13 protein-coding genes are annotated in these 26,003 nt (G+C 73.4%); 7 read left to right on the top strand and 6 right to left on the bottom strand.

Annotation, left to right across the window (positions count from 1 at the left end; genetic code table 11):
- Positions 1–39: 39 nt before the first annotated feature.
- Genes ACWC21_RS39695 through ACWC21_RS39675 form a run of 5 tightly spaced genes read right to left on the bottom strand, consistent with a single transcriptional unit; the run spans position 40 to position 15,880 of the window.
- Positions 40–10,602, bottom strand: a complete 10,563-nt coding sequence (locus ACWC21_RS39695; RefSeq protein WP_450889462.1) for an SDR family NAD(P)-dependent oxidoreductase — start codon at positions 10,600–10,602, stop codon at positions 40–42.
- A gap of 22 nt (positions 10,603–10,624) precedes the next feature.
- Complete coding sequence (locus tag ACWC21_RS39690) at positions 10,625–11,872, bottom strand: type III PLP-dependent enzyme (RefSeq protein ID WP_450889460.1); 1,248 nt, start codon at positions 11,870–11,872, stop codon at positions 10,625–10,627.
- Positions 11,869–13,377: an AMP-binding protein gene (locus ACWC21_RS39685; RefSeq protein ID WP_450889458.1), complete on the bottom strand. Its 1,509-nt coding sequence runs from the start codon at positions 13,375–13,377 to the stop codon at positions 11,869–11,871. Before ACWC21_RS39685 ends, ACWC21_RS39690 begins: the two co-directional genes overlap by 4 nt.
- A 39-nt stretch (positions 13,378–13,416) precedes the next feature.
- On the bottom strand, positions 13,417–14,979 hold the full coding sequence (locus tag ACWC21_RS39680) for an AMP-binding protein (protein ID WP_450889456.1): 1,563 nt from the start codon (positions 14,977–14,979) through the stop codon (positions 13,417–13,419).
- A 1-nt stretch (position 14,980) separates the two neighbouring features.
- Complete coding sequence (locus tag ACWC21_RS39675) at positions 14,981–15,880, bottom strand: ACP S-malonyltransferase (protein ID WP_450889454.1); 900 nt, start codon at positions 15,878–15,880, stop codon at positions 14,981–14,983.
- A gap of 435 nt (positions 15,881–16,315) precedes the next feature.
- On the opposite strand from ACWC21_RS39675, the gene ACWC21_RS39670 reads away from it, so the two are divergent.
- Positions 16,316–17,923 carry an acyl-CoA carboxylase subunit beta gene (locus tag ACWC21_RS39670; RefSeq protein ID WP_450889452.1) on the top strand — a complete coding sequence of 536 codons (1,608 nt, stop codon included), beginning with the start codon at positions 16,316–16,318 and terminating at the stop codon, positions 17,921–17,923.
- Positions 17,920–18,117 carry an acyl-CoA carboxylase subunit epsilon gene (locus ACWC21_RS39665; RefSeq protein ID WP_450889450.1) on the top strand — a complete coding sequence of 66 codons (198 nt, stop codon included), beginning with the start codon at positions 17,920–17,922 and terminating at the stop codon, positions 18,115–18,117. Before ACWC21_RS39670 ends, ACWC21_RS39665 begins: the two co-directional genes overlap by 4 nt.
- A gap of 145 nt (positions 18,118–18,262) precedes the next feature.
- On the opposite strand, the gene ACWC21_RS39660 is transcribed toward ACWC21_RS39665, so the two are convergent.
- Positions 18,263–18,832, bottom strand: coding sequence for a hypothetical protein (locus ACWC21_RS39660; RefSeq protein ID WP_450889449.1), 570 nt, complete (start codon positions 18,830–18,832; stop codon positions 18,263–18,265).
- 176 nt (positions 18,833–19,008) lie between these two features.
- Here ACWC21_RS39660 and metK point away from each other — a divergent pair, with 176 nt between their 5' ends.
- The 5 genes from metK to ACWC21_RS39635 all read left to right on the top strand — a co-directional run.
- Positions 19,009–20,208, top strand: coding sequence for a methionine adenosyltransferase (gene metK / locus ACWC21_RS39655; RefSeq protein ID WP_450889447.1), 1,200 nt, complete (start codon positions 19,009–19,011; stop codon positions 20,206–20,208).
- A 13-nt stretch (positions 20,209–20,221) separates the two neighbouring features.
- Positions 20,222–21,202, top strand: a complete 981-nt coding sequence (locus ACWC21_RS39650; protein ID WP_450889445.1) for a carbohydrate kinase family protein — start codon at positions 20,222–20,224, stop codon at positions 21,200–21,202.
- Complete coding sequence (gene metH / locus ACWC21_RS39645) at positions 21,199–24,717, top strand: methionine synthase (RefSeq protein ID WP_450889443.1); 3,519 nt, start codon at positions 21,199–21,201, stop codon at positions 24,715–24,717. The genes ACWC21_RS39650 and metH overlap by 4 nt, the downstream gene beginning before the upstream one ends.
- The gene (gene metF / locus ACWC21_RS39640) at positions 24,714–25,634 is read left to right on the top strand and encodes a methylenetetrahydrofolate reductase [NAD(P)H] (protein WP_450889441.1); all 921 of its coding nucleotides are present in this window, start codon (positions 24,714–24,716) and stop codon (positions 25,632–25,634) included. Before metH ends, metF begins: the two co-directional genes overlap by 4 nt.
- Positions 25,615–26,003 (top strand): adenosylhomocysteinase (locus tag ACWC21_RS39635; protein ID WP_450889439.1); only part of this gene is annotated, 389 nt, incomplete at its 3' end. The genes metF and ACWC21_RS39635, both read left to right, overlap by 20 nt.

Here is a 26,003-nt window from a genome sequence, read left to right as displayed (position 1 = left end):
GCCCGGACGGGCTGGTCGGTCGATCTCTCGGCCGGTCTCTCAATCGATGTCAATGCCCTCGAACTCGCTGTCGAGAATGTCGAAGATCTGCTCCGCGTCGGCCTCCGCCAGCGAGTCGGCGGCAGCGGTGTCGGCGGCACCGGCCGCATGCAGCTCGGACCAGCGCAGGGCGAGCGTGCGCAGGGTCTGGGCCACCCGCGCGTGATCGCCCGCGTCCAGCCCGTCCGGACCCGCCACCCCGAGCAACTTCGTCTCCAGTGCCGCGAGTTCACTTTCCACTGCCCGCAGTGCGGCGGGCCCGTTCTCGTCGGGTACGAGCTGTTCGCGCACGTGTTCGGCGAGCGCCAGCGAGGTCGGGTAGTCGAACGTCAGGGTGGCGGGCAGCCGCAGCCCGGTCAGCGGTGCGAGCTGGTTGCGCAGCTCCACCGCCGCCAGCGAGTCGAACCCGAGCCCGCCGAAGCCGCGTTCCGGATCCACCGCGTCCCCCGACGCGTGACCGAGCACCGACGCCACCTTGGCCCGCACCAACTGCAGTACGTACGGCGTCCGCTCGGCCGCCGGAAGCCGCAGCAGCGTCTCCCTCAGCGCCTCGGGCCCCTGTGCCGCCTCGGCCGCCGTACCGCGCCGCCGGACCCCGGGGGCCCGGACGAGCCCCCGCAGTATCGCGGGCAGCGCCCCCTCCCGGGCCCTGCGCTCCAGTGCGCCCGTGTCGAACGGCACCGGCAGCAGGTGCGCCCGCCCGCTCACCAGGGCCGCGTCCAGCAGCGTGAGCCCCGCCTCGCGTCCCAGCGCCCGCGGCCCGGTCCGCGCGACCCGCTCCACATCGGTCGCGGTGAGTGCGGCGCCCATGCCGCCGACCTCCGGGTCCCACAGGCCCCAGGCGAGCGAGACCCCGGGCTGGCCTTGTGCCTGCCGCTGGGCGGCGAGGGCGTCCAGGTAGGCGTTGGCGGCGGCGTAGTTGGCCTGGCCGGTGCCGTCGAAGGTGGCGGCGGTCGAGGAGTAGAGCACGAACGCGTCGAGGTCGCGGTCGGCGGTCAGCTCGTGCAGATGCCGGGCGGCCGCCGCCTTCGGCGCCCAGACCCTGTCCAGGCTCTGCGGGGTCACTCGGTCGACGGTCGCGTCGTCGAGGACCCCCGCCGTGTGGATGACGGCGCTGACGTCCGGGTGGTCGCCCAGCAGCTCTGCCAGTGCCTCCCGGTCGGAGACGTCGCAGGCGACGATCTCCACAGCGGCGCCGGCCTCCGCCAGCTCGGCGGCGAGTTCGGCGGCTCCCGGCGCGTCCGTGCCGCGCCGGCTGGTGAGCAGCAGACTGCGCACACCATGGGCGGCGACGAGGTGGCGCGCGGTCAGCGCGCCGAGCCCGCCCGTGCCGCCGGTCACGAGAACCGTGCCGGACGTGGACCAGGAATCGTCCGCGGACACCGTCTCGCGGGCGAGCCGCGGAGCGGTGAACGAGCCCTCGGCGTAGGAGAGTTCCGGCTCCCCGGCGGGCAGCCGCTCGGGGATGTCCTGGTCGGTGTCGAGCAGGACGATCCGGTCCGGATGCTCGGCCTGGGCCGCCCGGACGAGACCGCGGATCGCGGACTGCTCCGGGTCGGTGCCGGCCCCGCGCGTGACGACGAGTAGCGGCCGGTCACCCTCCAGGCGGGCCTGGAGCCGGGGCAGCAGACCGGCGGCCGTGTCGGCCCGCAGCACGGTGTACGACGCCGTGGACTCGGCCGTCTCCGAGACGACCGGGACCCAGTCGACCCGGTACAGGTCACGGACGGCACCCGTGTCCGCCGCCAGCGGCCGCAACACCAGCCCGGTGACCGTGGCGACGGGCGCGCCCGACGGATCGGCGAGGTCGAGCCGGTACCCCGACCCCTCGGCCGTGACCCGCACCCGAAGCGCCCTGGCCCCCGAGGCGTGCACGGCCACGTCACTCCAGGAGAAGGGCAGTTCCGCCCGCTCGGCAGCACCCGCGTAGGTGAGGGCGTGCAGCGCGGCGTCCAGGAGCGCCGGGTGCAGCGCGAACCTGTCCGCATCCGCGTCCTCGGGCAGCGACACCTCGGCGTGCACCGTGCCGTCGGCGGACCGCCAGGCGGAGGTGAGGCCTTGGAACAGAGGGCCGTACTGCAGGCCCATCGCGGACAGGTCGGCATAGAGGGTGGTGGTGTCGACGGGCTCGGCGCCGGCCGGCGGCCAGGCGGCGAGGTCGGCAGCGTGCTCCACCGGCGCGTCCGACACGGACCCCTCCGCGTGGAGGGTCCAGGTGTCCTCGCCGTCGGGGCGGGAGTGGACGGTGACGGCCGGTTCGTCGCCTTCGCCGACGCGGACGCGCAGGGCGACGGCGCCGGTCTCCGGTACGACGAGGGGGGCGTGCAGGGTCAGGTCGCGTACGGTGCCACGGCCCACCTGGTCGCCGGCGCGGACCGCGATCTCGACCAGCGCGGCACCCGGCACGACGACGGTGCCGTTCACGGCGTGCCCGGCCAGCCAGGAGTGAGTGGCGAGCGAGAGGCGGCCGGTGAACAACATCCCCTCGGAGTCCGGTAGTTCCACAGCAGCACCCAGTAGCGGGTGCTCGGCGTCCGACTGCCCGAACTCGGAGGCGTCGCCCGCCCGCGCGGCCGTGGCGGGGAGCCAGTAGGTCTCGTGCTGGAAGGCGTACGTGGGCAGGTCGACGGCCCGTCGGCCGGGGCCGAAGTAGGCGGTCCAGTCGACCGACGGCATACGCGTGAGCGCTTCGACGAGGGCCTGGGGTTCGCCGCGGTCGCGGCGGAGGGCCGCAACGGCGCGGGGGTCGGCGACCATCGGGGTCAGGGCGGCGTCGGGGCCGAGCTCCAGGAACGTGCCGACGCCCTGGGCGTCGAGGGTGGCGACGGCGTCGGCGAAGCGAACGGCCTCGCGGACGTGCCGGACCCAGTACGACGGCCGGGAGAGCTCGTCGTACGACACCGCCGCGCCCGTCAGCGTCGACACGATCGGCACCGCGGGCTCTGCATAGTTCAGTTGGGCGGCGATCCGCTCGAACTCGGCGAGCATCGGCTCCATCAGCGGGGAGTGGAAGGCATGGCTGACGGTCAGCTTCTTCGTCTTGCGTCCGGCGCCCGAGAAGTGCGCGACGACCTCGTCCACGCCCGCCTCCGGACCGGACACGACGATCGCGGACGGGCCGTTCACGGCAGCGATACCGGTGCCCTCGGGCAGGACGGGCAGGACCTCGTCCTCGGTGGCCTGGACGGCGGCCATCGCACCGCCCGCCGGGAGCTGCTGCATCAACCGGCCACGAGCCGCCACCAATCTCGCCGCGTCCTCCAGCGACCACAGTCCGGCGACATGCGCGGCGGCCAGCTCACCGATCGAATGCCCGGCCAGCACATCCGGCCGCACACCCCACGCCTCCAACAGCCGGAACAGGGCCACTTCCAGCGCGAACAGCGCCGGCTGCGTGTAACCGGTCTCGTCCAGCCCCTCCCCACCGAACATCACGTCCCGCAGCGGACGCTGCAGGAACACGTCCATCGCCGCGCACACCTCGTCCAGCGCGGCCGCGAACACCGGGAAGGCCTCGTACAACTCCCGCCCCATCCCCGCCCGCTGGCTCCCCTGCCCCGTGAACAGGAACGCCACCTCGCCGCCCGCAGCCGCCGGAGGCTCCAGTTGAGCAACGGTCTCCAGCCCGGCCAGCAGCCCTTCACGGTCACCGGCCACCACACCCGCCCGGTACGCGAACGACGACCGCCGCGTCACCAGCGACAAGCCCACATCAGCCGGGTCCAGTCCCGGGCGTTCGCTGACGTACTCCAGCAGACGGTCCGCCTGCGCCCGTACCGCCGCCGCCGTCCTGCCGGAGACGATCCACGGCACCACCGGCGGCCCCACCGGAGCGGCGGCTTCCTCAGACTCCCCGGCCGGCGCCTCCTCCACGATCACATGGGCGTTCGTCCCGCTGATCCCGAAGGACGAGACACCCGCTCGCCGCACCCGATCCCCGCTCCTCCACGGACGGGCCTCGGTCAGCAGTTCCACCGCACCCGCCGACCAGTCCACGTGCGAGGACGGCGCATCGACGTGCAGGGTGCGCGGCAGTTCCTCCTCGCGCAGGGCGAGGACCATCTTGATGATCCCGGCGACACCCGCGGCGGCCTGGGTGTGCCCCAGGTTGGACTTGATGGAACCGAGCCACAGCGGCGCGTCGTCAGGGGAGCGGTCCTGGCCGTACGTGGCCAGCAGCGCCTGCGCCTCGATCGGGTCCCCGAGCCTGGTGCCGGTGCCGTGGCCCTCGACCGCGTCGACATCGGTCGGCCCCAGGTGCGCGGAGGCGAGCGCCTGCCGGATGACGCGCTGCTGGGAGGGTCCGTTGGGCGCGGTCAGCTGGCTGCTCGCGCCGTCCTGGTTGACCGCCGAGCCCCGCACCACCGCCAGCACCCGGTGCCCGTTGCGCCGGGCGTCCGACAACCGCTCCAGCACCAGGACACCGACACCCTCGCCCCAACCGGTGCCGTCCGCCGCCTGCGCGAACGGCTTGCACCGCCCGTCCACCGCCAGACCCCGCTGCCGGCTGAAGTCCACGAACGTGTCCGGCGTCGACATCACCGTCACACCACCCGCCAACGCCAGCGAGCACTCACCACCCCGCAGCGCCTGCGCCGCCAGATGCACCGCCACCAGCGACGACGAGCACGCCGTGTCCACCGTCACCGCCGGACCCTCCAGACCCAGCGCATACGACACCCGCCCGGACACCACACTGCCGAGACCGCCGTTGCCGAGGTATCCGGCAAGCTCCTCCGGGACGTCGTGGAGGCGCGGGGCGAAGTCGTGGTACATGACGCCGGCGAAGACCCCGGTGGCGCTGCCGCGCAGGGCAGCCGGGTCGATCCCGGCCCGCTCGAACGCCTCCCAGGACGTCTCCAGCAGCAGCCGCTGCTGCGGGTCGGTCGCGAGAGCCTCGCGCGGGCTGATCCCGAAGAAGTCCGCGTCGAACTCCGCCGCCCGCTCCAGGAAGGCACCCTGGTTGACGTACGTCTTGCCGACGGCCTCCGGGTCGGGGTCGTACGACTCCTGCCACAGCGGCCCCCGGTCGGACGGGAACTCGGAGACGGCGTCTCCGCCGGCCGCCAGCAGTGCCCACAGCTCATCCGGGGAGCTCACACCGCCGGGATAGCGGCACGCCATGCCCACGATGACGACCGGATCGTCGTCCCCGCCGGACGCGCCGCCCGACGTCCCGTTCGTCGCAGTCGCAGTCGCAGTCGCCGTCGCCGCGGACTCGGCGTTCGTGCCGACTAGTTGCTCGTCCAGGTACCGTGCCACGGCCGCCGTGTTCGGGTAGTCGAAGGTCAGCGTCGCGGGCAGGCGCAGGCCGGTCGCCGCGCCCAGCTTGTTGCGCAGCTCGACCGCGGCCAGCGAGTCGAAGCCGAGGGTGCCGAAGCCGCGCTCGGGGTCGACGGCCTGCGGGCCCTCGTGGCCGAGGGCCGCCGCGACATGGGTGCGGACCAGGGTGAGCAGTCGGCGTTCGCGGTCGGCCGGGTCCAGCCGTGCCAGCTCGTCCGCGAGGGTGCCGCTGTCCGCCGCGGCGGTACCCGCCGCGCGGCGGTTCGGGGTGCGGACCAGGCGGCGCAGCACCGCCGGGAGTTCCTCCGAGCGGGCGCGCCGCGTCAGGGCCTGCTGGTCGAGGCGCAGCGCGAGAACATGGGCGGCGTCCGGCAGGGCGGCCGCCGCGTCCAGCATCGCCAGGCCGGCCGCCACGCCGTGCGCGGGCGTCCCGGCCCGGGCCGCCCGGGAGACGTCGGCCGGGGCCAGGCCCGCCGCCATTCCGCCGGCCTCCGGGGCCCACAGACCCCAGGCCAGGGACAGTGCCGGAAGGCCCTGGGCCCGGCGTCGCATTGCCAGGGCGTCCAGGTAGGCGTTGGCCGCGGCGTAGTTGGCCTGGCCGAGAGCGTCGAAGGTGGCGGCGGCCGAGGAGTAGAGGACGAAGGCGTCGAGGTTCCGGTCGGCGGTCAGCTCGTGCAGGTACCGGGCCGCGCGCGCCTTCGGCGCCCACACCGACTCCAGGCGCTCGGGGGTGAGCGCGGCGAAGGTCGCGTCGTCGAGCACACCGGCCGCGTGGACGACCGCCGTGATGTCCGGGTGGGCCTCGAACAGCCCCGCCAGTGCCGCCCGGTCGGAGACGTCGCACGCCTCGACGGTCACCTCGGCGCCCGCCGCGCGCAGTGACCCGGTGAGTTCGCCGACGCCCGGGGCGTCCGTCCCGCGCCGCCCCACCAGCAGCACGCTCCGCACCCCGTGCTCGGCGACCAGATGACGTGCCGTCAGCGCGCCGAGGCCCCCGGTGCCACCGGTCACCAGCACGGTGCCCGGCGTCGACCACGAGCCGCCGCCCACCGCCACGGTCTCCCGCACCAGACGCGGCACGAACCACCGTCCGCCGCGCACCGCCGACTCCGGTTCATCGTCCGGCAGTACGGAGGGAAGCGCACCGTCCGCGTCGACGAGCACGATCCGCCCCGGGTGCTCCGCCTGCGCGGCGCGCACCAGGCCCCACACCGCCGCCTGTTCGGGATCGACGACGTGTCCGGCGTCGTCGTCACCGGGGACCAGCACCGCACCCCGGGTCGGCACCAGTAGCCGTGCCTCGCCCGCGAGCGCGGCCCGCAACGCGGTGAGCACCTCGGTCACGGTCGCGCCCGACACCACCTCGAACCCGGCGGCGTCCACCGACGAGCCCTGCGCCGGGGACCACGCGACGCGGTACAGGGGAACCGTCCGGCCCGTGCCCCCGGCCGGCCGCAGCACCAGCGAGCCGACGGTCGCCACCGTGGCCCCGGCCGGGTCCGTCAGGTGCAGCGAGACACCGGAGGCGGCCGGGACGACGTGTACGCGCAGCGCGCTCGCACCGGCGGCCCGTACGCTCACGCCGGTCCAGGCGAAGGGCAGCTCGGCGCCCTCGGTGTCCTCGTCCAGGCCGATGACGTGCAGCGCCGCGTCCAGCAGGGCGGGGTGCACGGTGTAGCCCGTCGCGTCCACCCCTTCCGGCAGGGCGACCTCGGCGTACAGTTCCCCGCCCCGCCGCCAGGCCGCGCGCAGCCCCTGGAACGCGGGACCGTAACCGTAGCCCTGGGCCTCCATACGGGCGTAGGCGTCCGTCACGTCGATCGGCTCGGCGTCCCGCGGCGGCCAGTCCCCGGGGCCGGGGGCGGCGGCGGGCGCGGCCGGGGCCAGCAGGCCCTGGGCGTGCACGGTCCAGTCCGTGCCGGACGTACGGGAGTGCACGGTCAGCGGGCGGCAGCCGTCCGGGCCCGGCTCCTCGACCACCAGCTGGATGTCGACGCCCGTTTCGGGGTCGTCCAGGACGAGCGGGGCCTGGAGGGTCAGTTCCTCCACCGTCGCGCAGCCCGCCAGGTCGGCGGCGCGCACGGCGAGTTCCACGAAGCCGGTGCCGGGCAGCAGTACCGTGCCGCCCACGGCGTGGTCGGCGAGCCACGGATGGCTGCGCACGGACAGCCTGCCGGTGAGCAACAGACGGTCGGAGCCCGCCACTGTCAACGCGGCCCCGAGCAACGGGTGTTCGGCGTCGAGGACGCCGAGGGCGGTGGGGTCGGCCGGGCCGTCGGCCAGGGCGTCGAGCCAGTACCGCTTGCGCTGGAAGGCGTAGGTGGGCAGTTCGACGGGCTCGTGGCCCGAGCCGAGGAGCGCCGGCCAGTCGACCTCCGTCCCGCGCAGGTGCAGCGCGGTGACCGCGGCGAGGAACGAGCCGGGCTCGTCATGGCCCCGGCGCAGGGCGGACAGCAGCACCCCGTCGGTCACGGGCTCCGCGCCCATCGCGGTCAGCACGGCGTCCGGGCCGAGCTCGAGGAAGGTGCGGACCCCCTGCCCCTCCAGGGTGCGGACCGCGTCGACGAAGCGCACCGCGTCCCGGACGTGCCGCACCCAGTACTCGGGGTCGGCCAGCTCCGCGTACGGCACCTCGCGGCCGGTCAGCGTCGAGACGATCGGCAGGCTCGGCCGCTTCGGGTCGAGCACCTGCGCGAACCGGCGGAACTCGGCGAGCATCGGCTCCATCAGCGGCGAGTGGAAGGCGTGGCTGACGGTGAGCCGCTTCGTCTTGCGTCCGGCCGCCGAGAAGTGCGCCACGATCTCGTCCACGCCCGCCTCGGGACCGGACACGACCACGGACACCGGCCCGTTCACGGCGGCGATCCCGGTGCCCTCCGGCAGTACCGCACGCACGTCGTCCTCGGTGGCCTGCACGGCGGCCATCGCGCCGCCCGCCGGGAGCTGCTGCATCAGCCGGCCGCGCGCCGACACGATCAGCGCCGCGTCCTCCAGCGACCACAGTCCGGCGACATGCGCGGCGGCCAGCTCGCCGATGGAGTGACCGGCCAGCACGTCCGGCCGTACACCCCAGGCCTCCAGCAGCCGGAACAGGGCGACTTCCAGGGCGAAGAGAGCGGGCTGCGTGTAGCCGGTCTCGTCCAGCCCCTGCCCGCCGAACACCACCTCCCGCAGCGGACGGTCGAGGTGGTCGTCGAGCGCCGCGCAGACGTCGTCGAAGGCGTGCGCGTAGGCGGGGTACGCCTCGTAGAGACCACGGCCCATGCCGAGGCGCTGGCTGCCCTGCCCGGTGAACAGGAACGCCAGCGGGCCGCCGACCGGTTCACCGCGCAGGGGCGCCTCACCCCGGGCGATGGCCTCGACCCCGGCCAGCAGCACCTCCGGATCGCCCGCGACCACGGCGGCCCGGTGCGCGAACGCGGTGCGGCCCGCGAGCGCCGACGCCACCGCACCGGCGGTGAGACCGGGGCGGGCACGCAGGTGCTCGGCGAGCCGGGCGGCCTGGGCGCGCAGCGCCTCCTCGGTCGGGCCGGAAACCAGCCACGGCACCACGGGCGGCACCAGGGCCTCCGAGGCCACCGCGGGCTCCGAAGCCTGAGCGGGTTCCTCGGCCGGTGCCTCCTCCACGATCACGTGCGCGTTGGTGCCGCTGATGCCGAACGAGGACACGCCCGCGCGGCGCGTCCGCTCCCCGGCCGGCCACGGCCGGGCCTCGGCCAGCAGCTCGACCGAGCCGGCCGACCAGTCCACCCGCGACGACGGCGCGTCCACGTGCAGGGTGCGCGGCAGCAGTTCGTGACGCAGCGCCAGGACCATCTTGATGACCCCGGCGGCACCCGCGGCGGCCTGGGTGTGCCCCAGGTTCGACTTCACCGAGCCCAGCCACAGCGGCGCGTCCGGGGAGCGGCCCTGGCCGTAGGTCGCCAGCAGGGCGCCCGCCTCGATCGGGTCGCCGAGCCGGGTGCCCGTGCCGTGTGCCTCGACGGCGTCGACATCGGCGCCGGTCAGGCCCGCCGAGGCCAGCGCCCGCTGGATCAGGCGGCGCTGCGCGCTGCCGTTGGGGGCGGTCAGGCCGTTGCTCCCGCCGTCCTGGTTGACCGCCGAGCCCTTGACCACCGCCAGCACCCGGTGCCCGTTGCGCCGGGCGTCGGACAGCCGCTCCAGGACCAGGAAGCCGGCGCCCTCGGCCCATCCGGTGCCGTCGGCGGCCTCGGCGAACGGCTTGCAGCGGCCGTCCGGGGCCAGCCCCCGCTGCCGGCTGAACGCGGTGAACGTGCCCGGGCTCGACATCACCGCGACCCCGCCCGCGAGCGCCAGCGAGCACTCGCCCGAGCGCAGCGCGTGCGCCGCCAGGTGCACCGCGACCAGCGACGACGAGCAGGCCGTGTCGACCGTCAGGGTGGGGCCCTCCAGGCCCAGTGTGTAGGCGACCCGGCCGGAGATCACACTGGTGGCGGCGCCGGTCAGCAGATGCCCCTCGTAGCCGTCGGGTGCCTGGTGCAGCCGCGGCCCGTACTCCTGCGGCTCCGCGCCCACGAACACACCGGTGCTGCTGCCGCGCAGCGCCACCGGGTCGACGCCCGCGTGCTCCAGCGCCTCCCACGACGTCTCCAGCGCCAGCCGCTGCTGCGGCTCCATCGCGGCGGCCTCGCGCGGACTGATCCCGAAGAAGTCGGCGTCGAACTCGGCCGCGCCGTACAGGAATCCGCCCTCACGCGCGTACGTCTTGCCGGGCGCGTCCGGGTCCGGGTCGTACAGGCCGGCCACGTCCCAGCCGCGGTCCCCGGGCAGCGGGCCGATCGCGTCGCCGCCCGCGGCCACCAGGTCCCACAGCTGCCCGGGGGAGGCGATGCCGCCCGGATAGCGGCAGGACATGCCGACGATCGCCACCGGCTCGCCCGGGTCCGCCACGACGGACGCGGCTTCCCCCGCGTCGTCCGGGGACTCGCCCAGCACCTCCCGCAGCAGCTGCCCGGCGAGCGCCCGGGGGGTCGGGTGGTCGAAGGCGATCGACACCGGCAGTTCGGCGCCGATCGCCGCGGACAGCCGCCGCTGCAGGTCGACGATGGCCAGTGAGTCGAGCCCCGACTGCCTGAAGGGCTGCCCCGGATCGAGTTCGCCGCCCGGCTCCCGGCCCGCCGCGCGCAGCGCGGCCGCGGCCTGCCCGGTGACGAGCCGGAGCAGCCGCCGCTCCTGCGCGGACCTGGTCAGCCCGGTCAACTCGGCTGCCGACAGGATCTGTTCGGATGTGTCGTGGGCGGGCTGGGCGGACTCGGTCATGGTCACTGAACTCCAGGCTGGGTTATGCGACGTCGGTACGGGAGGAGACGAGGCGTGAGGCCGAGACCACCTCGCCGCCACTGAGCAGCAGCTCCACCGGGGCCGGCCGGCCCAGGAACAGCAGCAGGCTCGCGGTGGGCCCGTAGGCGCCCACGTTCGGCACCGCGAGCACGTCACCCGGCTGCGGCCGCGGCATCCGCACCGAGCGGGACAGCAGGTCGCCGGGCGTGCACAGCGGGCCCGCCAGGCTCACGGGCACCGGCTCGCCCGTGCGGTGGCAGGACGGATCCACCGACAGCGGCAGCAGCCGGCCCAGACCGGCCATGCCGCCGAGGGTGTTGATGCCCGCGTCGAGAATCGCGAAGGTACGGCCCCGGCTCTCCTTGACGTTGGTCACGGACGTCAGCAGCCGCCCGCTGTCGCCGACCAGGTGCCGGCCCGACTCGCAGGCGATCTCCAGTCCGCCCCCGCGCCAGCGCGGCAGCCGGGTGTCCAGGGCCTTCTCCAGGGACGCCCGCAGGTTCGGGTACACCGGCCGCCGGCCGGCCACCGAGTACGGCGCCGCGAAACCGCCGCCGATGTCCAGCATCCGCAGCGGCAGGCCCAGTTCGTCCTCCAGTTTTGCCGCCTGCTCGATCGTCGCCGTGAACTCGGCGATCAGGCTCTCCTCGTCCTTGGAGTTGGACAGCGGGAAGAAGTGCGCGCCGACCACCTCGGTGCCGGGCACGTCGAGCAGGGCGGGCAGCAGCTGCGGCAGGGTCTCGGCGTCGATGCCGAACTGCGAGGGCGTACCCGTCATCCGGATGCTGGTGGTCGCCGCGGCCGCCGCGCTGTTGACGCGCAGCAGCACCTTCGCGGTCACCCGGTGGCGCACGGCCTGCTCGCCGAGCCGGCCGAGGTCGCCCGCCGACTCCACGGAGAACGTGCGCACCCCCTCGGCGAGTGCCACGGCCAGCTCCCCGGCCGTCTTGCCCGGCCCCGAGTACAGGACGGACTCCGCCGGGTGCCCGGCCTCGAGCGCCGAGGCCAGTTCCCCGGTGGAGCACACCTCGGCCCGGCAGCCGCCGGGGCCCTGGCTGAGCGCCCGCACCAGACCCGGATGCGGGTTGGCCTTCAGCGAGTAGTAGAGGGCGACTCCGTCGGGAAGGGCCGCGCGCAGGTCGGCCCGGGCGCGGGCCACCCGGTCCAGGTCGTACACGTACAGCGGTGAGCCGTACTCGGCGACCAGTGCGCGGTCCAGTTCCGCCTGCCGCGTGTCCGCCGTGGTCACTTGGCGCCCTCGGCGTCCAGCATCGCCGCCAGCTGCTGCTTGGCGTTCTTGCCGTTGGAGGTGAGCGGGAAGGAGCCGAGCACCTTGCACAGCGCCGGCACCTTCACGGCCTCCAGCCGGACGGCCAGCTCGCGCAGCACCGCCTGCGGGGTCAGCTCGTCGGACTCCACGAAGATCATCAGGTCGCGGTCGGCGGTCGGCTTCAGGACGGCCGCGTTGCGCACGCCCGGGACGTCCATCGCGGCGCCCTCGATCTCGATCGTGGACACCCGCATGCCCCTGCGCTTGAACATGTCGTCGCGGCGGCCCTCGAAGTACAGGTAGCCGTCCTCGTCGACGCGCCCGTAGTCGCCCGTGAACAGGCGGGTCCGGCCGGTCGCCGGGTCGGGCCGGTAGGTGCGGGCGGTGATCTCCGGCAGGTTCCAGTACCCGGCCATGACGTGCGGCCCGGTCACCGTGATCTCGCCGCTCTCCCCGGCCGGCACCTCGTTGCCGTCCGGGTCCAGGATCGCCACCTCGGTGCCCGGGATCGGCAGCCCGGAGGAGCCGGGACGCTCGTGGTCCTGGTCCGGCGGCATGATCGTGATGCGCTTGCACTCGGAGATGCCGTACATGCGCACCACCCGGGCTCCGGGGAAGCACTTCCACAGGCCGTCGATGATCCGCTGCTCCAGCGCGGCCCCGGTGCTGGTGAACATCCGCAGCCGGGTCGGCCGCGGGTCGCGCTGGGCGAGCCGGATCAGCGGTCCGCCGAGCGAGGGCACCAGCGGCAGCACGGTGGCGCCGCTCTCCCGGACCAGGATGTGCAGCTTGGAGTCGGCCTCGGAGTCGGCGAGGACCAGCGTCGCGCCCGCCACCGCGCACAGCAGCACCTGGAACAGGCCGTAGTCGAAGGAGAGCGGCACCCGGACGAAGACAATGTCGTCGGCGCGGTAGCCGAGCACCTCGTTGATGGAACGCGCCGCGAACAGCATCTGCGCGTGCGGGCAGATGATGCCCTTCGGCGTGGAGGTCGAGCCGGAGGTGTAGATGAGCACGGCCGGCGCCTCCGGTTCCTGCCCGGCCTCGGCGCCGTCCCCGTCGGCCGCCAACTCGGCCCACAGCGAACCCACTTCGTGCACCGGACGGTCGGTCAGCCCCGCCACCCACTCACCCGCGCCGTCGGTGACGACCACGAGCCGCGGCGCGCAGTCGGCGACGACCGCGCGCAGATGGAACTCCTTCATCTCGGCGCTGATCGGCACCAGCGCGGCACCGACCCGGGAGGCCGCGTACAGCAGCGCCGTCGTCTCCCGCACGTTCGGCAGGCGTACGACGATCCGGTCGCCCGGCGTCACCCCGGCCCGGCGCAGCCAGTCGGCGGCGGCCCGGGTCTGCGCCTGGAGCTGCTGCCACGTCCAGGAGTCCCGGGCGTCGCGCACGGCGATGTCCTGGGGGCGGGCGGCGGCCTGCGCGTCGAGGAGGTGGTGCAGCAGGCGGGCGTCCTTGGGGAACTTCTCGTCCACGGGGGGTCTCCTTGTCGTCCGTGGCTTCTCGGCGTCCGGTCAGCTCCGGGCCCGGCCGCTGTCCAGAAGCGTCAGCGCGTGGGCCCGAAGGGCGGAGCGGTCGATCTTGCGGTTGGCGTTCATCGGGAACTCGGCCAGGTGGACCAGCAGCCGCGGCACCATCGCCTTGGGCAGGCCGGCGGTCAGCTCCTTGGCGAGCAGCGCGCTCGTCGCGGGGCGGCCGGTGTAGAAGGCGACCAGCTCGTGGCTGCCGGCGCGCGGCACGGCGACCGTGACGGCGTCCTCCACCCCGTCCAGGGCCCGCACGCAGTGGCTGACCTCGGACAGCTCCACGCGCCAGCCCTGCACCTGGACCTGGTCGTCGGCGCGGCCCAGATAGCCGATCTCACCGTCCGGCCAGCGGCGCACCCGGTCGCCGGTGCGGTACCAGCGCCGGCCGGCGTGCTCGTGGAACCGGCCCTCGTTCTCGGCCGGGTCGAGATAGCCGTCGAACATCTGCGGTCCGGTGACGCACAGTTCGCCCTCGTCGCCGCCGGTGGAGCCGTCCGGGCCCAGCAGCAGGTGATCGAGGGAGGCGTGCACGGCGCCGATGGGGACGACCCCGTTGACGTACCGCTCGTCGGGCGTGGCCGGCGACAGGCGGTGCGCGGTGACGGTGATGGTCAGCTCGGTCGGGCCGTACAGGTTCTCCACGGTGCTGTGCGGCGCCGCCGCCTGCCAGTCCTCGGCGTCGTGCCGGTGCAGCGGCTCACCCGCGAACAGCGACCAGCGCAGACCCTCCAATGCCCCCGGCGCCAGCGCCCCCGAACGCCGGGCGAGCGCGATGGCGCCCGGTGTGGAGAACCACACCGTGATCCGCTCCTCGGCGAGGAACTCCGGCAGCGCCCGGTACGCCTGTATCGGCAGCGGCACGACCCGGGCGCCCGCGCCCCATGCGCAGAACAGGTCGAACATCGCGCAGTCGAAGGTGAGGTCGAAGGTCTGGGTGAAGGCGTCACCGGGCTGGAAGTCGTAACGGCCGCGCAGCGTGCGGAAGTAGCTGTCGGCGGCCCGGTGGGTGGTCGGCACGCCCTTGGGGCGGCCCGTCGAGCCGGACGTGAACAGGATGTACGCGGTGTCCTCCGGGCCGACCGCCCGGGGTTCGTCCAACGGCGTTCCCGGGAGCGGCGCCCGCCCGGCGGCGACCAGGGGGATCTCCGGCGTGCCGATCGCCGCGTAGGCCGCCGCGCCCCGGGCGTCGGCGATGACGGCGTCCACCTCGGCGGCCTCCAGCACGGCACGGTTGCGGGCCGCCGGGAAGGCGGGGTGCAGCGGCACGGCCCGCGCCCCCAGGTACAGCGCGGCCAGCAGTCCGGTGTAGGCCTCCCCGCTCCTGCTGCCGAGCACCGCGACCGTCCGCGGGATCCCCCCGCAGACCTCCGCCACGGCCCCGGCGAGCGCGAGCGCGCCGCGGTGCGCCTCGGTGTACGTGGTGCCGCGCCCGTCGACCCGGAAGCAGTCCCGGTCGGCCGACCGGGCGAGGCCGCGCAGGAACAGCCCGTGCAGGCTGCCCTCCAGCGCGGCGGGCACGGCGGTGGTGCTCTCCGAGACCTGGGCCGTCATGTCACACCCCCGCCGCGGTCGTCGCGGGCCGGGCCACCCGGTCCGGGGAGACGGGGACCACCTCGAAGCGGGAGGTCGCCGACCGCACGCGGCCGAACAGGGCGTCCGGGCCGGCGACCACCAGGCGTTCGACGCCGCGGGCGCGCAGCGCGTCCAGGGTCGCGGGCCAGTCGACCGGCCGTACGAAGTGGTCCAGCAGCATCTGCCGAAGCCCGGCGGAGGTGGTCAGTTCGGTGCCGTCCTGGTCGGCGAGCACCGGCAGCTCCGGGTCGCGCAGCGGCAGCGCGTCGACGACCTCCCGGGCGGCCAGCTCGCGCAGCCCGGTGAACAGCGAGGAGTGCATCGGCGGTCGCATCACGTACAGCGGCATCGCGCCGATGGAGCGCAAGTCCTTCTGGAACCTGTCCAGTTCGGCCTCGTGCACGGACACCATCAGGAAACCCTCGTCGAGCCGGCAGGCGACCTCGTGCCGGGCGCCCCGGGCGTCCATGTCCGCGAACAGTTCGGCGAGCGGCCCCCGGGGTGCCCGCACGAAGGACTGCGTCACCACGTCCCGGTGCTCCCGCGCGAAGTACTCGGCGGTGCAGCGGGCCAGCCCGGCCGTCATCCGCACCGCTTCGGGGAAGTCCAGCGCCCCGCTGAAGCCGACCGCGGGCTTCTCGCCGAAACTGGCGCCGGTGCACACCACCGGCTCGCCCAGCTCCTCACGGGCCCGCTCCGCGAGCGCCGTGCACACCACCATGAAGGCGACCTGCGCCGCCGGGGCGTACTCGTCCTCGCTCTGCCGGAACGCGTCGAAAAGGGAATGGCCGAGGACCTCGTCCGCGACCGCGAGCAGCTTCTTCGCCCGGGAATCGAGAAGCAGGAAGCGCCCGAGTTCCCGGAAGCGGGTGGGCCCCATTCCCGGGAATACCATCGCCGTTGTCATCGCAGCACCCGTCTTTTCGCGAACTGGCCTCGTTCGGACAGTTCTAGATGCCGCGGAGGGCCTCACCAACCCCTATCGGACCCCGCCCGCCACCCTTAGTAGGGGGCGGCCCGCCGACCATAGGGGGTGATCGCTGTGGCCCCTTCGCGCACAACGTGGCTTGAATGAAAGGTCCGTATATCCTTCCGGGCTCCTTGCACTATGCCCGCCCGGGTCGCGCGGCCTGGCACCGCACCTCGCCGCGTTGCCGAAAAGCCCTGGTAGCTCCTCCCCCACTCTCGGCTTCACTCGAGCGGGGGGACCCCCATCGAGGGCTCTCCGGCGCCTTGCGATGCACGGCACCGGACCACGCGACCTCATCGGGCGCTCATAGTGCAAGGACCCCTCAGCCACATGGACGGGTGACCCATGACCGTGACCGAGGACACCACCTCGCTCGCCCCCATGACCCAGCCGCCACCGCGACCCGACCCGCGCTCCCGGGTGGCCCTGCTGGACCTGGTGAAGCAGACGGTGCGGGAGGGACCCGGGCCGCGCGCCACCGAGGCGCAGTGGGCCAAGGGCAAGCTGACCGTCCACGAGCGTCTCGAACTCCTCTTCGACAAGGGGAGCTTCCAGGAGATCGAGCCGCTGCGCCGGCACCGGGCCACCGGCTTCGGCCTGGAGAACAAGCGCCCGTACACCGACGGCGTGATCACCGGCTGGGGCACGGTGGAGGGCCGTACGGTCTTCGTCTACGCCCATGACTTCCGTATCTTCGGCGGCTCCCTCGGCGAGTCCCACGCATCCAAGATCCACAAGGTGATGGACCTGGCACTGGCCGCCGGCGCCCCGCTGGTCGCGCTCAGCGACGGAGCCGGGGCCCGTATCCAGGAGGGCGTCACCGCGCTCGCCGGGTACGGCGGCATCTTCCGCCGCAACGTCGCAGCCTCCGGGGTGATCCCGCAGATCAGCGTGATGCTCGGACCGTGCGCCGGCGGCGCCGCCTACAGTCCCGCCCTGACCGACTACGTGTTCATGGTGCGCGGCACCTCGCAGATGTACATCACCGGCCCGGACGTCGTACAGGCCGTCACCGGCGAGCGGATCAGCCACGACGGGCTCGGCGGGGCCGATGTGCACGCCACCGTCTCGGGTGCCGCGCACTTCGCCCACGAGGACGAGGCCGAGTGCCTCGCCGAGGTGCGCTACCTGCTGTCGATGCTGCCGCAGAACAACCGCGAACTGCCGCCCGCCGTCCACCCCGAGGACTCCGCGCAGCGGCGCTGCGAGGCCCTGCTCGACCTGGTGCCGGGCGACCCCGGACGCTCGTACGACATGCGTCCCGTCATCGAGGAGATCGTCGACGACGGCGAGATCTTCGAGGTGCACGCGGGCTGGGCCACCAACATCATCTGCGCCCTGGCCCGGCTCGACGGCCACGTCGTAGGCATCGTGGCCAACCAGCCGGCCTCCTTCGCCGGCGTCCTCGACATCCACGCCAGCGAAAAGGCGGCCCGGTTCGTCCAGTCCTGCGACGCGTTCAGCATCCCGCTGGTCACCCTCGTCGACGTACCCGGCTTCCTGCCGGGCCGCGAGCAGGAGCACGGCGGCATCATCCGGCACGGCGCCAAGCTGCTGTACTCGTACTGCAACGCCAGCGTGCCCCGTATCTCGGTGATCCTGCGCAAGGCGTACGGCGGTGCGTACATCGTCATGGACTCCCAGTCCATCGGCGCCGACCTCACCTTCGCCTGGCCCACCAACGAGATCGCGGTGATGGGCGCGGAGGGCGCGGCGAACGTCGTCTTCCGCCGCGAGATCGCCGCCGCCGACGACCCCGAGCGGGCCCGCGCCGAGCGGATCCGGCAGTACCAGGAGGAGCTGATGCACCCCTACTACGCGGCCGAGCGCGGTCTCGTCGACGACGTCATCGACCCCGCGGAGACCCGCTCCGTCCTCATCCGCTCGCTGGCCATGCTGCGCGCCAAGCACGCCGCGATGCCGGCCCGCAAGCACGGGAACCAGCCGGTATGAGCGGCGCCGAGAACATCGAGGACACCGGGATCCGGGTGGTGCGCGGCACCCCCGACCCGGAGCAACTGGCCGCGGTGACCGTCGTCCTGCTGGCGGTCCTGCGCGGCGCCGAACCGCCCGAGCCCCCGGCCCCACCGGCCGCGGGCTGGATCCCCGGCGCCCACCGGCTGCCGGGGGCGTGGGCGACGGCATAGCTCCTGACGGCCGAGAGCGCCGCTGCCGTACCACCGGGCAGCGGCGCTTCCCAGCGCCCGGTCCCGGTGCCCGGACGGCCCCGAACGCCGACGAGCGCCGCACCCCGGGTCAACGGGTGCGGCGCCGGCCGGTGCGCGCGACATGTCACGGCATGGCGGTCTGGCGCGCTCGCTGCGCGGCGATCGCCGGATACCGCATGGTGAACAGGACGGGGACGACGAAGGTGACGACCTTGATGACGATGGCGGCGGTCGTGGCATGCGGATCGGCCTTGATCAGCAGCGCCAGCGCACCGGCCGCCACCACGAAGGACACCCCCCACACCGAGGTGATCGTCGCGTTGGTGCGGAAGAACGCCTTTGTCTTCCACACGTGCTCGGGCGCGATCTTGCGGGCGAGGCCCAGGGTGAACGGCCGCCCGATGAGCAGCGAACCGAACGCCGTGAGCGCGAGCCACGCGTCGACCAGGGCGGGGCCGTAGGGGATGAGGCCGGAGTCGGGCTGCTTGTACGAGAGCCAGGTGATGCCCGCGAAGAACACGAGGGCACTCACCTCGATCACCATCTCGTCCAAGTGCTTGCCCGACCGGCGTCCCTGGAAGATCACGAACGCGGCGATCCCCAGTCCCCACTCCGCGCCGCTGCGCCACTCGTCACTCGTAGCGATCGCCGCGTAGGCGATCCAAGGTAGGAAGCTGATGAGGTAGCGGGTCATGGAAAGCTCCTTTCTACCCGCCATTGAGTCAGCCGCTCCTTGCAGCACGCTAAAGCGGAAAACACCGTTGCAGAACGGACTACTTTAGCCGTTCCCAAGCATTCCGGCGGACGCTCTTGCGACAACAATTCCCGGACCGAGGCCAGTTCCGGCTTCAGGAACGGCTGGAGGAAAGCGTGTCCCGTCGACTGTTCACCTCGGAGTCGGTGACCGAGGGCCATCCCGACAAAATCGCCGACCAAATCAGCGACACCATTCTCGACGCACTCCTCGCCCAGGACCCGGCGGCCCGCGTCGCGGTGGAGACCCTGATCACGACCGGCCAGGTGCATATCGCGGGTGAGGTCACCACCTCCGCCTACGTCGATATTCCGTCGCTGGTGCGCGAGACGATCCTCGGCATCGGGTACGACTCCTCGGCGAAGGGATTCGACGGCGCCTCCTGCGGCGTATCCGTCTCCATCGGCGCCCAGTCGCCCGACATCGCCCAGGGCGTCGACGACGCCTACGAGACCCGGGTCGAGGGCGCCGGCGAGGGCGACGCGTTCGACCGGCAGGGCGCCGGAGACCAGGGCCTGATGTTCGGCTACGCCTGCGACGACACCCCCGAGCTGATGCCGCTGCCGATCGCCCTCGCGCACCGCCTCGCCCGCCGACTGGCCGAGGTCCGCAAGGAGGGACCGCTGCCGTATCTGCGCCCGGACGGCAAGACGCAGGTCACCATCGAGTACGAGGGTGATCGCCCGGTCCGTCTGGACACGGTCGTCGTCTCCTCGCAGCACGCCCCCGACATCAGCCTCGACACGCTGCTCGAACCCGACCTGCGCGACCACGTCATCGCACCCGCGCTGACCGGCCTGGACCTCGACACGGCCGGGCACCGGCTGCTGGTGAACCCCACCGGACGGTTCGAGATCGGCGGCCCGATGGGCGACGCCGGCCTGACCGGCCGCAAGATCATCGTCGACACCTACGGCGGCATGGCCCGCCACGGCGGCGGCGCGTTCTCCGGCAAGGACCCCTCCAAGGTGGACCGCAGCGGCGCGTACGCGATGCGCTGGGTCGCCAAGAACGTCGTCGCCGCCGGACTCGCCCGGCGCTGCGAGGCCCAGGTCGCCTACGCCATCGGCAAGGCCGCCCCGGTCGGCCTGTTCGTCGAGACCTTCGGCACCGAGACCGTCCCCGTGGCCCGCATCCAGCAGGCCGTCAGCGACGTCTTCGACCTGCGTCCGGCCGCCATCGTCCGCGACCTGGACCTGCTGCGGCCCCGGTACGCGCAGAGCGCCGCCTACGGCCACTTCGGGCGCACCGGCGCCGACTTCACCTGGGAGGCCACCGACCGGGCGGACAAGCTCCGTCAGGCCGCGGCCGGTTGAGCGGGGCCGGGCCATGCGGATTGCCGTCACCGGTTCCATCGCCACCGACCATCTGATGACGTTCCCCGGGCGCTTCACCGACCACCTGGTGCCCGGTGAGCTGTCCCACGTCTCCCTGTCCTTCCTCGCCGACGGCCTGGAGGTACGGCGCGGCGGCGCCGCCGCCAACATCGCCTACGGGCTGGGCCAGTTGGGGCTGTCCCCGGTCCTGGTGGGTGCCGTGGGCCCGGACTTCGCCGACTACCAGCTCCACCTGAAGGAGCACGGCGTCGACACCGACTCCGTACACGTCTCGCCCACGGCGCAGACCGCGCGCTTCGTGTGCACGACCGACCGGGCGCAGAACCAGATCGCCACCTTCTACCCCGGCGCCATGGCCGAGGCCCGCACCCTGAGCCTCGCCCCGGTCGCCGACCGGGTCGGCGGCCTCGACCTCGTCCTGATCTCGCCGGACGACCCCGAGGCGATGGTCCGGCACACCGAGGAGTGCCGGGCGCTCGGCATCCCGTTCGCCGCCGACCCCTCCCAGCAACTCGCCCGGCTCTCCCCGGACCAGGTGCGCTCCCTCGTCGACGGCGCCCGCCGCCTGTTCACCAACGCCTATGAGGCCGCCCTCGTCAGGGAGCGCACCGGCTGGTCGCGGCGGCAGATCACCGACCGGGTCGGCAGCTGGGTCACCACGCTCGGCGCGGACGGCGTCCGCATCGAACGCGCCGGAGAGCCGGCCGTGACCGTGCCGGCCGCCCCGGTCCGCCGGGCCGTCGACCCCACCGGCGTCGGCGACGCCTTCCGCGCGGGTTTCCTCGCCGCGCTCGGCGCCGGTCTGCCCGAGCCGGCCGCGGCCCGCCTCGGCTGCGTCCTCGCCGCCCTCGCCCTCGAAGCCCCCGGACCGCAGGAGTACGTGCTGGACCGTACGACCGTGACGGCACGGCTCACCGAGGGCTACGGCGACGAGGCCGCCGCCCTCGCCCCGTTCCTGGAGGCCGCCCTGTGAGCAGTCAACGAACGGCGACACCGGCGGAGTTGCGGCAGGCCCTGGCCACCCGGGTGGTGGTCGCCGACGGGGCCATGGGCACCATGCTCCAGGAACGCGAGCCCACCCTCGACGACTTCCGGGGACACGAGGGCTGCAACGAGATCCTCAACGTCTCCCGGCCCGACCTGGTCGCCTCGGTCCACGACGCGTACTTCCGCGCGGGCGTCGACTGCGTGGAGACCAACACCTTCGGCGCCAACCTCGCCAACCTCGGTGAGTACGGCATCGCCTCCCGCATCCGCGAACTCGCCGAGGCCGGCGCCCGTATCGCCCGCGAGGTCGCCGACGGCCACAGCACCGCCGACCGCCCCCGCTGGGTCCTCGGCTCCGTCGGCCCCGGCACCAAACTGCCCACCCTCGGGCACGCCCCGTACGCCGACCTCCGCGACGCCTACCAGGAGCAGACCGAAGGCCTTGTGGCGGGCGGAGCGCACGCCGTGCTCGTGGAGACCACCCAGGACCTGCTGCAGACCAAGGCCGCCCTGGTCGGAGCCCGCCGCGCCCTGCGCAGGGCCGGCGCCGACCTGCCGCTGTTCGTGCAGATCACCGTCGAGACCACCGGCACCATGCTGCTCGGCTCCGAGACCGGCGCGGCCCTCACCGCCCTGGAACCCCTCGGCATCGACCTGATCGGCCTGAACTGCGCGACCGGCCCCGCCGAGATGAACGAGCACCTGCGCCACCTGTCCCGGCACGCCCGCACCGGCCTGTCCGCGATGCCCAACGCCGGGCTGCCCGTCCTCACCGCCGACGGCGCCCACTACCCACTCGGCCCGGCCGAACTGGCCGCCGCACACCGGCAGTTCGTCACCGAACACGGCATCAGCCTGGTCGGCGCCTGCTGCGGCACGACCCCCGAGCACCTGCGGCAGGTCGCCGAGGCCGTACGCGACCTCGAACCCGCCCGCCGTGACCCGCGCCCCGAGCCGGCCGCCGCCTCCCTCTACACCTCCGTACCGTTCCGGCAGGACACCTCCTACCTGGCCATCGGCGAGCGCACCAACGCCAACGGCTCCAAGAGGTTCCGCGAGGCCCTGGTCCGTGAGGACTGGGAGACCTGTGTGGAGATCGCCCGCGACCAGATCCGCGACGGCGCCCATCTGCTCGACCTGTGCGTCGACTACGTGGGCCGCGACGGCGTCGCCGACATGCGCGAGCTCGCCGGCCGCCTCGCCACCGCCTCCACCCTGCCCGTCGTCCTCGACTCCACCGAACCCGCCGTGCTGGAGGCCGGTCTGGAGCGCCTCGGTGGCCGCGCCGTCGTCAACTCCGTCAACTACGAGGACGGGGACGGGCCCGCCTCCCGGTTCGCCCGGATCATGCCGCTGGTCACCGAGCACGGCGCCGCCGTCATCGCGCTCACCATCGACGAGGAGGGCCAGGCCCGCACCGCCGAGTGGAAGCTGCGCGTCGCCGAACGCCTCATCGCCGATCTCACCGGCCGCTGGGGGATGGCCGAGGGCGACATCCTCGTCGACTGCCTGACCTTCCCCATCGCCACCGGGCAGGAGGAGACCCGCCGCGACGGCATCGAGACCATCGAGGCCATCCGGGAGCTGAAGCGCCGCCACCCGGACGTGCAGACGACGCTCGGCGTGTCCAACATCAGCTTCGGCCTCAACCCGGCCGCCCGCACCGTCCTCAACTCCGTCTTCCTGCACGAGTGCGTCACCGCCGGCCTGGACTCGGCCATCGTGCACGCCTCCAAGATCCTCCCCATCTCCCGTGTCCCGCAGGAGCAGTTGGAGTGCGCCCTGGACCTGGTGCACGACCGGCGCCGAGAGGGCTACGACCCCCTGCAGCGCTACCTGGAACTCTTCGACGGAGTCGACAGCGGCTCCGTGAAGGCCTCGCGGGCCGCCGAACTCGCCGCGCTGCCCCTGACGGAACGGCTGCGCCGTCGCATCGTCGACGGCGAACGCCAGGGCCTTGCCGCCGACCTGGACGAGGCGCTCACCGAGCACACCGCCCTCGAGATCGTCAACGACATCCTCCTCGACGGCATGAAGACCGTCGGCGAACTGTTCGGTTCCGGGCAGATGCAGCTGCCGTTCGTGCTGCAGTCCGCGGAAGTGATGAAGACGGCCGTGGGCCACCTCGAACCCCACATGGAAAGCACCGGCTCCTCCGGCAAGGGCACCCTGGTCCTGGCCACCGTCAAGGGTGACGTCCACGACATCGGCAAGAACCTCGTCGACATCATCCTCACCAACAACGGCTACAACGTGGTGAACCTCGGCATCAAACAGCCGGTGTCCGCGATCGTGGAGGCGGCCGGGCGGCACGGCGCCGACGCCATCGGCATGTCCGGCCTGCTGGTGAAGTCCACCCTGGTCATGAAGGAGAACCTGCAGGAACTCAACGCCCGTGGGCTCGCCGGGAGTTATCCCGTCATCCTCGGCGGAGCCGCACTGACCAGGGCGTACGTCGAACAGGACCTGAACGAGCTGTACGACGGCGAGGTGCGCTACGCCCGTGACGCCTTCGAGGGCCTGCGCCTCATGGACGCGCTCATGGCCCTCAAGCGCGGCGAACCGGGCGCCGCACTGCCCGAGCCGAAACGCCGCAGGGTCCGTACGACGGCCACCGCCCGCCCGGACCGGAGCACCCGGGAACTGCCCGCCCGCTCCGACGTGGCCACCGACAACCCCGTCCCCGTCCCGCCGTTCTGGGGCACCCGCGTCACCAAGGGCATCCCGCTCGCCGACTACGCCTCCTGGCTCGACGAACGCGCCACCTTCATGGGGCAGTGGGGCCTGAAGTCCGCCCGTGGCGGCAACGGGCCGACGTACGAGGAACTGGTCGAGACGGAGGGCCGGCCCCGGCTGCGCGCCTGGCTGGACCGCCTGCACACCGAGAACCTCCTCGAAGCGGCCGTCGTCCACGGCTACTTCCGCTGTGTCTCCAAGGGCGACGACCTGATCGTCCTCGACGAGAACGGCGCCGAACGCACCCGCTTCACCTTCCCGCGCCAGCACCGCGACCGCCACCTGTGCCTCGCCGACTTCTTCCGCCCGGAGGAGTCCGGCGAGACCGACGTGGTCGCCTTCACGGCCGTCACCATGGGCAACCGGGTCTCCGCCGCGGCGAACGAACTCTTCGCCGCCGACGCCTACCGCGACTACCTGGAACTGCACGGCCTGTCCGTGCAACTGACCGAGGCGCTCGCCGAGTTCTGGCACGCCCGGGTCCGCGCCGAACTCGGCCTCGCGAGTCACGACCCCGCCGGCCTGGCCGGCATGCTGCGTACCGAGTACCAGGGCTGCCGCTACTCCCTGGGCTACCCGGCCTGCCCCGACCTGGAGGACCGCGCCAAGATCGCCGGCCTGCTCCGCCCCGAACGCATCGGCGTCACCCTCTCCGAGGAGTTCCAGCTCCACCCGGAGCAGTCCACGGACGCCCTGATCCTGCACCACCCGGAAGCCGTCTACTTCAAGACGACCGGCGGCCCGGCCGAGGAGGCAACCCCATGACGACCGCCGCCACCTCGGCCGCGGGCTCCCTGCGGGCTCTGCTCGCCGCAGGCGTGACGACGTACTCCTTCGAGTTCTTCCCGCCGAAGACGGCAGCCGGGGAACGCACCCTGTGGGACGCCGTCCGCCGCATCGAGTCCGTCGCGCCCGCGTTCGTGTCGGTGACGTACGGCGCGGGCGGCTCCTCCCGGGACCGCACCGTCGCCGTCACCCGGCGCATCGCCGCCGAGACGACGCTGCGTCCCGTCGCCCACCTCACCGCCGTCGGCCACTCGGTGGCCGAGCTGCGGCACATCGTCGGCCGGTACGCCGACGCCGGGATCCGCGACGTCCTCGCCCTGCGCGGCGACCCGCCCGGCGACCCGCGCGGCCCCTGGACACCCCACCCGGACGGTCTGCGCCACGCCAGTCAGCTCGTCGAACTCGTGCGCGCCGCCGGTGACTTCAGCATCGGGGTCGCCGCGTTCCCGGAGCGCCACCCGCGCTCCCCGGACTGGGAGAGCGACATCCGGCACTTCGTCGCCAAGTGCCGGGCCGGCGCCGACTACGCCATCACCCAGATGTTCTTCGACGCCGAGGACTACCTGCGGCTGCGCGACCGGGTGGCCGCCGCGGGCTGCGACACCCCGATCATCCCGGAGATCATGCCGGCCACCGACGTACGGCAGATCGCCCGGTTCGCCGAACTCAGTGACGCCCGCTTCCCCCAGGACCTCGCCGAGCGCCTCGAAGCCGCCCGAGACGACCGCGCGGCCGCCCACCGCATCGGCGTCGACCACGCCACGGCGCTCGCCGCGCGGCTGCTCGCCGAGGGCGCGCCCGGCCTGCACTACATCACCCTGAACCGCTCCACAGCGACCCTCGACATCCACCGCAATCTCACCGAGAGGCCCGCGCATGCCCGCCACGACCGCTGACTTCAAGGTCGCCGACCTGTCCCTGGCCGAGTTCGGCCGCAAGGAGATCACCCTCGCCGAGCACGAGATGCCGGGCCTGATGGCGATCCGCGAGGAGTACGCCGAGGCTCAGCCCCTCGCCGGCGCCCGGATCACCGGTTCGCTGCACATGACCGTGCAGACGGCGGTGCTGATCGAGACCCTGGTCGCGCTCGGCGCCCGGGTCCGCTGGGCCTCCTGCAACATCTACTCCACGCAGGACCACGCGGCCGCCGCGATCGCCGCCGCCGGGATCCCGGTCTTCGCCTGGAAGGGCGAGACCCTCGAGGAGTACTGGTGGTGCACGGAGCAGGCGCTGACCTGGCCGGACAGCCCCACCGGCGGCCCGAA

It is taken from the genome of Streptomyces sp. NPDC001348 (genome assembly GCF_053597535.1).
The sequence above is the reverse complement of the archived record's forward strand: the minus strand, read 5'-3'. Positions and strand labels throughout refer to the sequence as shown.

Coding starts and splice junctions, on each gene's coding strand:
- ACWC21_RS39695 (WP_450889462.1), bottom strand. CDS start 10,602: ATGACCGAGTCCGCCCAGCCCGCCCACGACACATCCGAACAGATCCTG.
- ACWC21_RS39680 (WP_450889456.1), bottom strand. CDS start 14,979: ATGACGGCCCAGGTCTCGGAGAGCACCACCGCCGTGCCCGCCGCGCTG.
- ACWC21_RS39675 (WP_450889454.1), bottom strand. CDS start 15,880: ATGGGGCCCACCCGCTTCCGGGAACTCGGGCGCTTCCTGCTTCTCGAT.
- ACWC21_RS39670 (WP_450889452.1), top strand. CDS start 16,316: ATGACCGTGACCGAGGACACCACCTCGCTCGCCCCCATGACCCAGCCG.
- ACWC21_RS39665 (WP_450889450.1), top strand. CDS start 17,920: ATGAGCGGCGCCGAGAACATCGAGGACACCGGGATCCGGGTGGTGCGC.
- ACWC21_RS39660 (WP_450889449.1), bottom strand. CDS start 18,832: ATGACCCGCTACCTCATCAGCTTCCTACCTTGGATCGCCTACGCGGCG.
- ACWC21_RS39650 (WP_450889445.1), top strand. CDS start 20,222: ATGCGGATTGCCGTCACCGGTTCCATCGCCACCGACCATCTGATGACG.
- metF (WP_450889441.1), top strand. CDS start 24,714: ATGACGACCGCCGCCACCTCGGCCGCGGGCTCCCTGCGGGCTCTGCTC.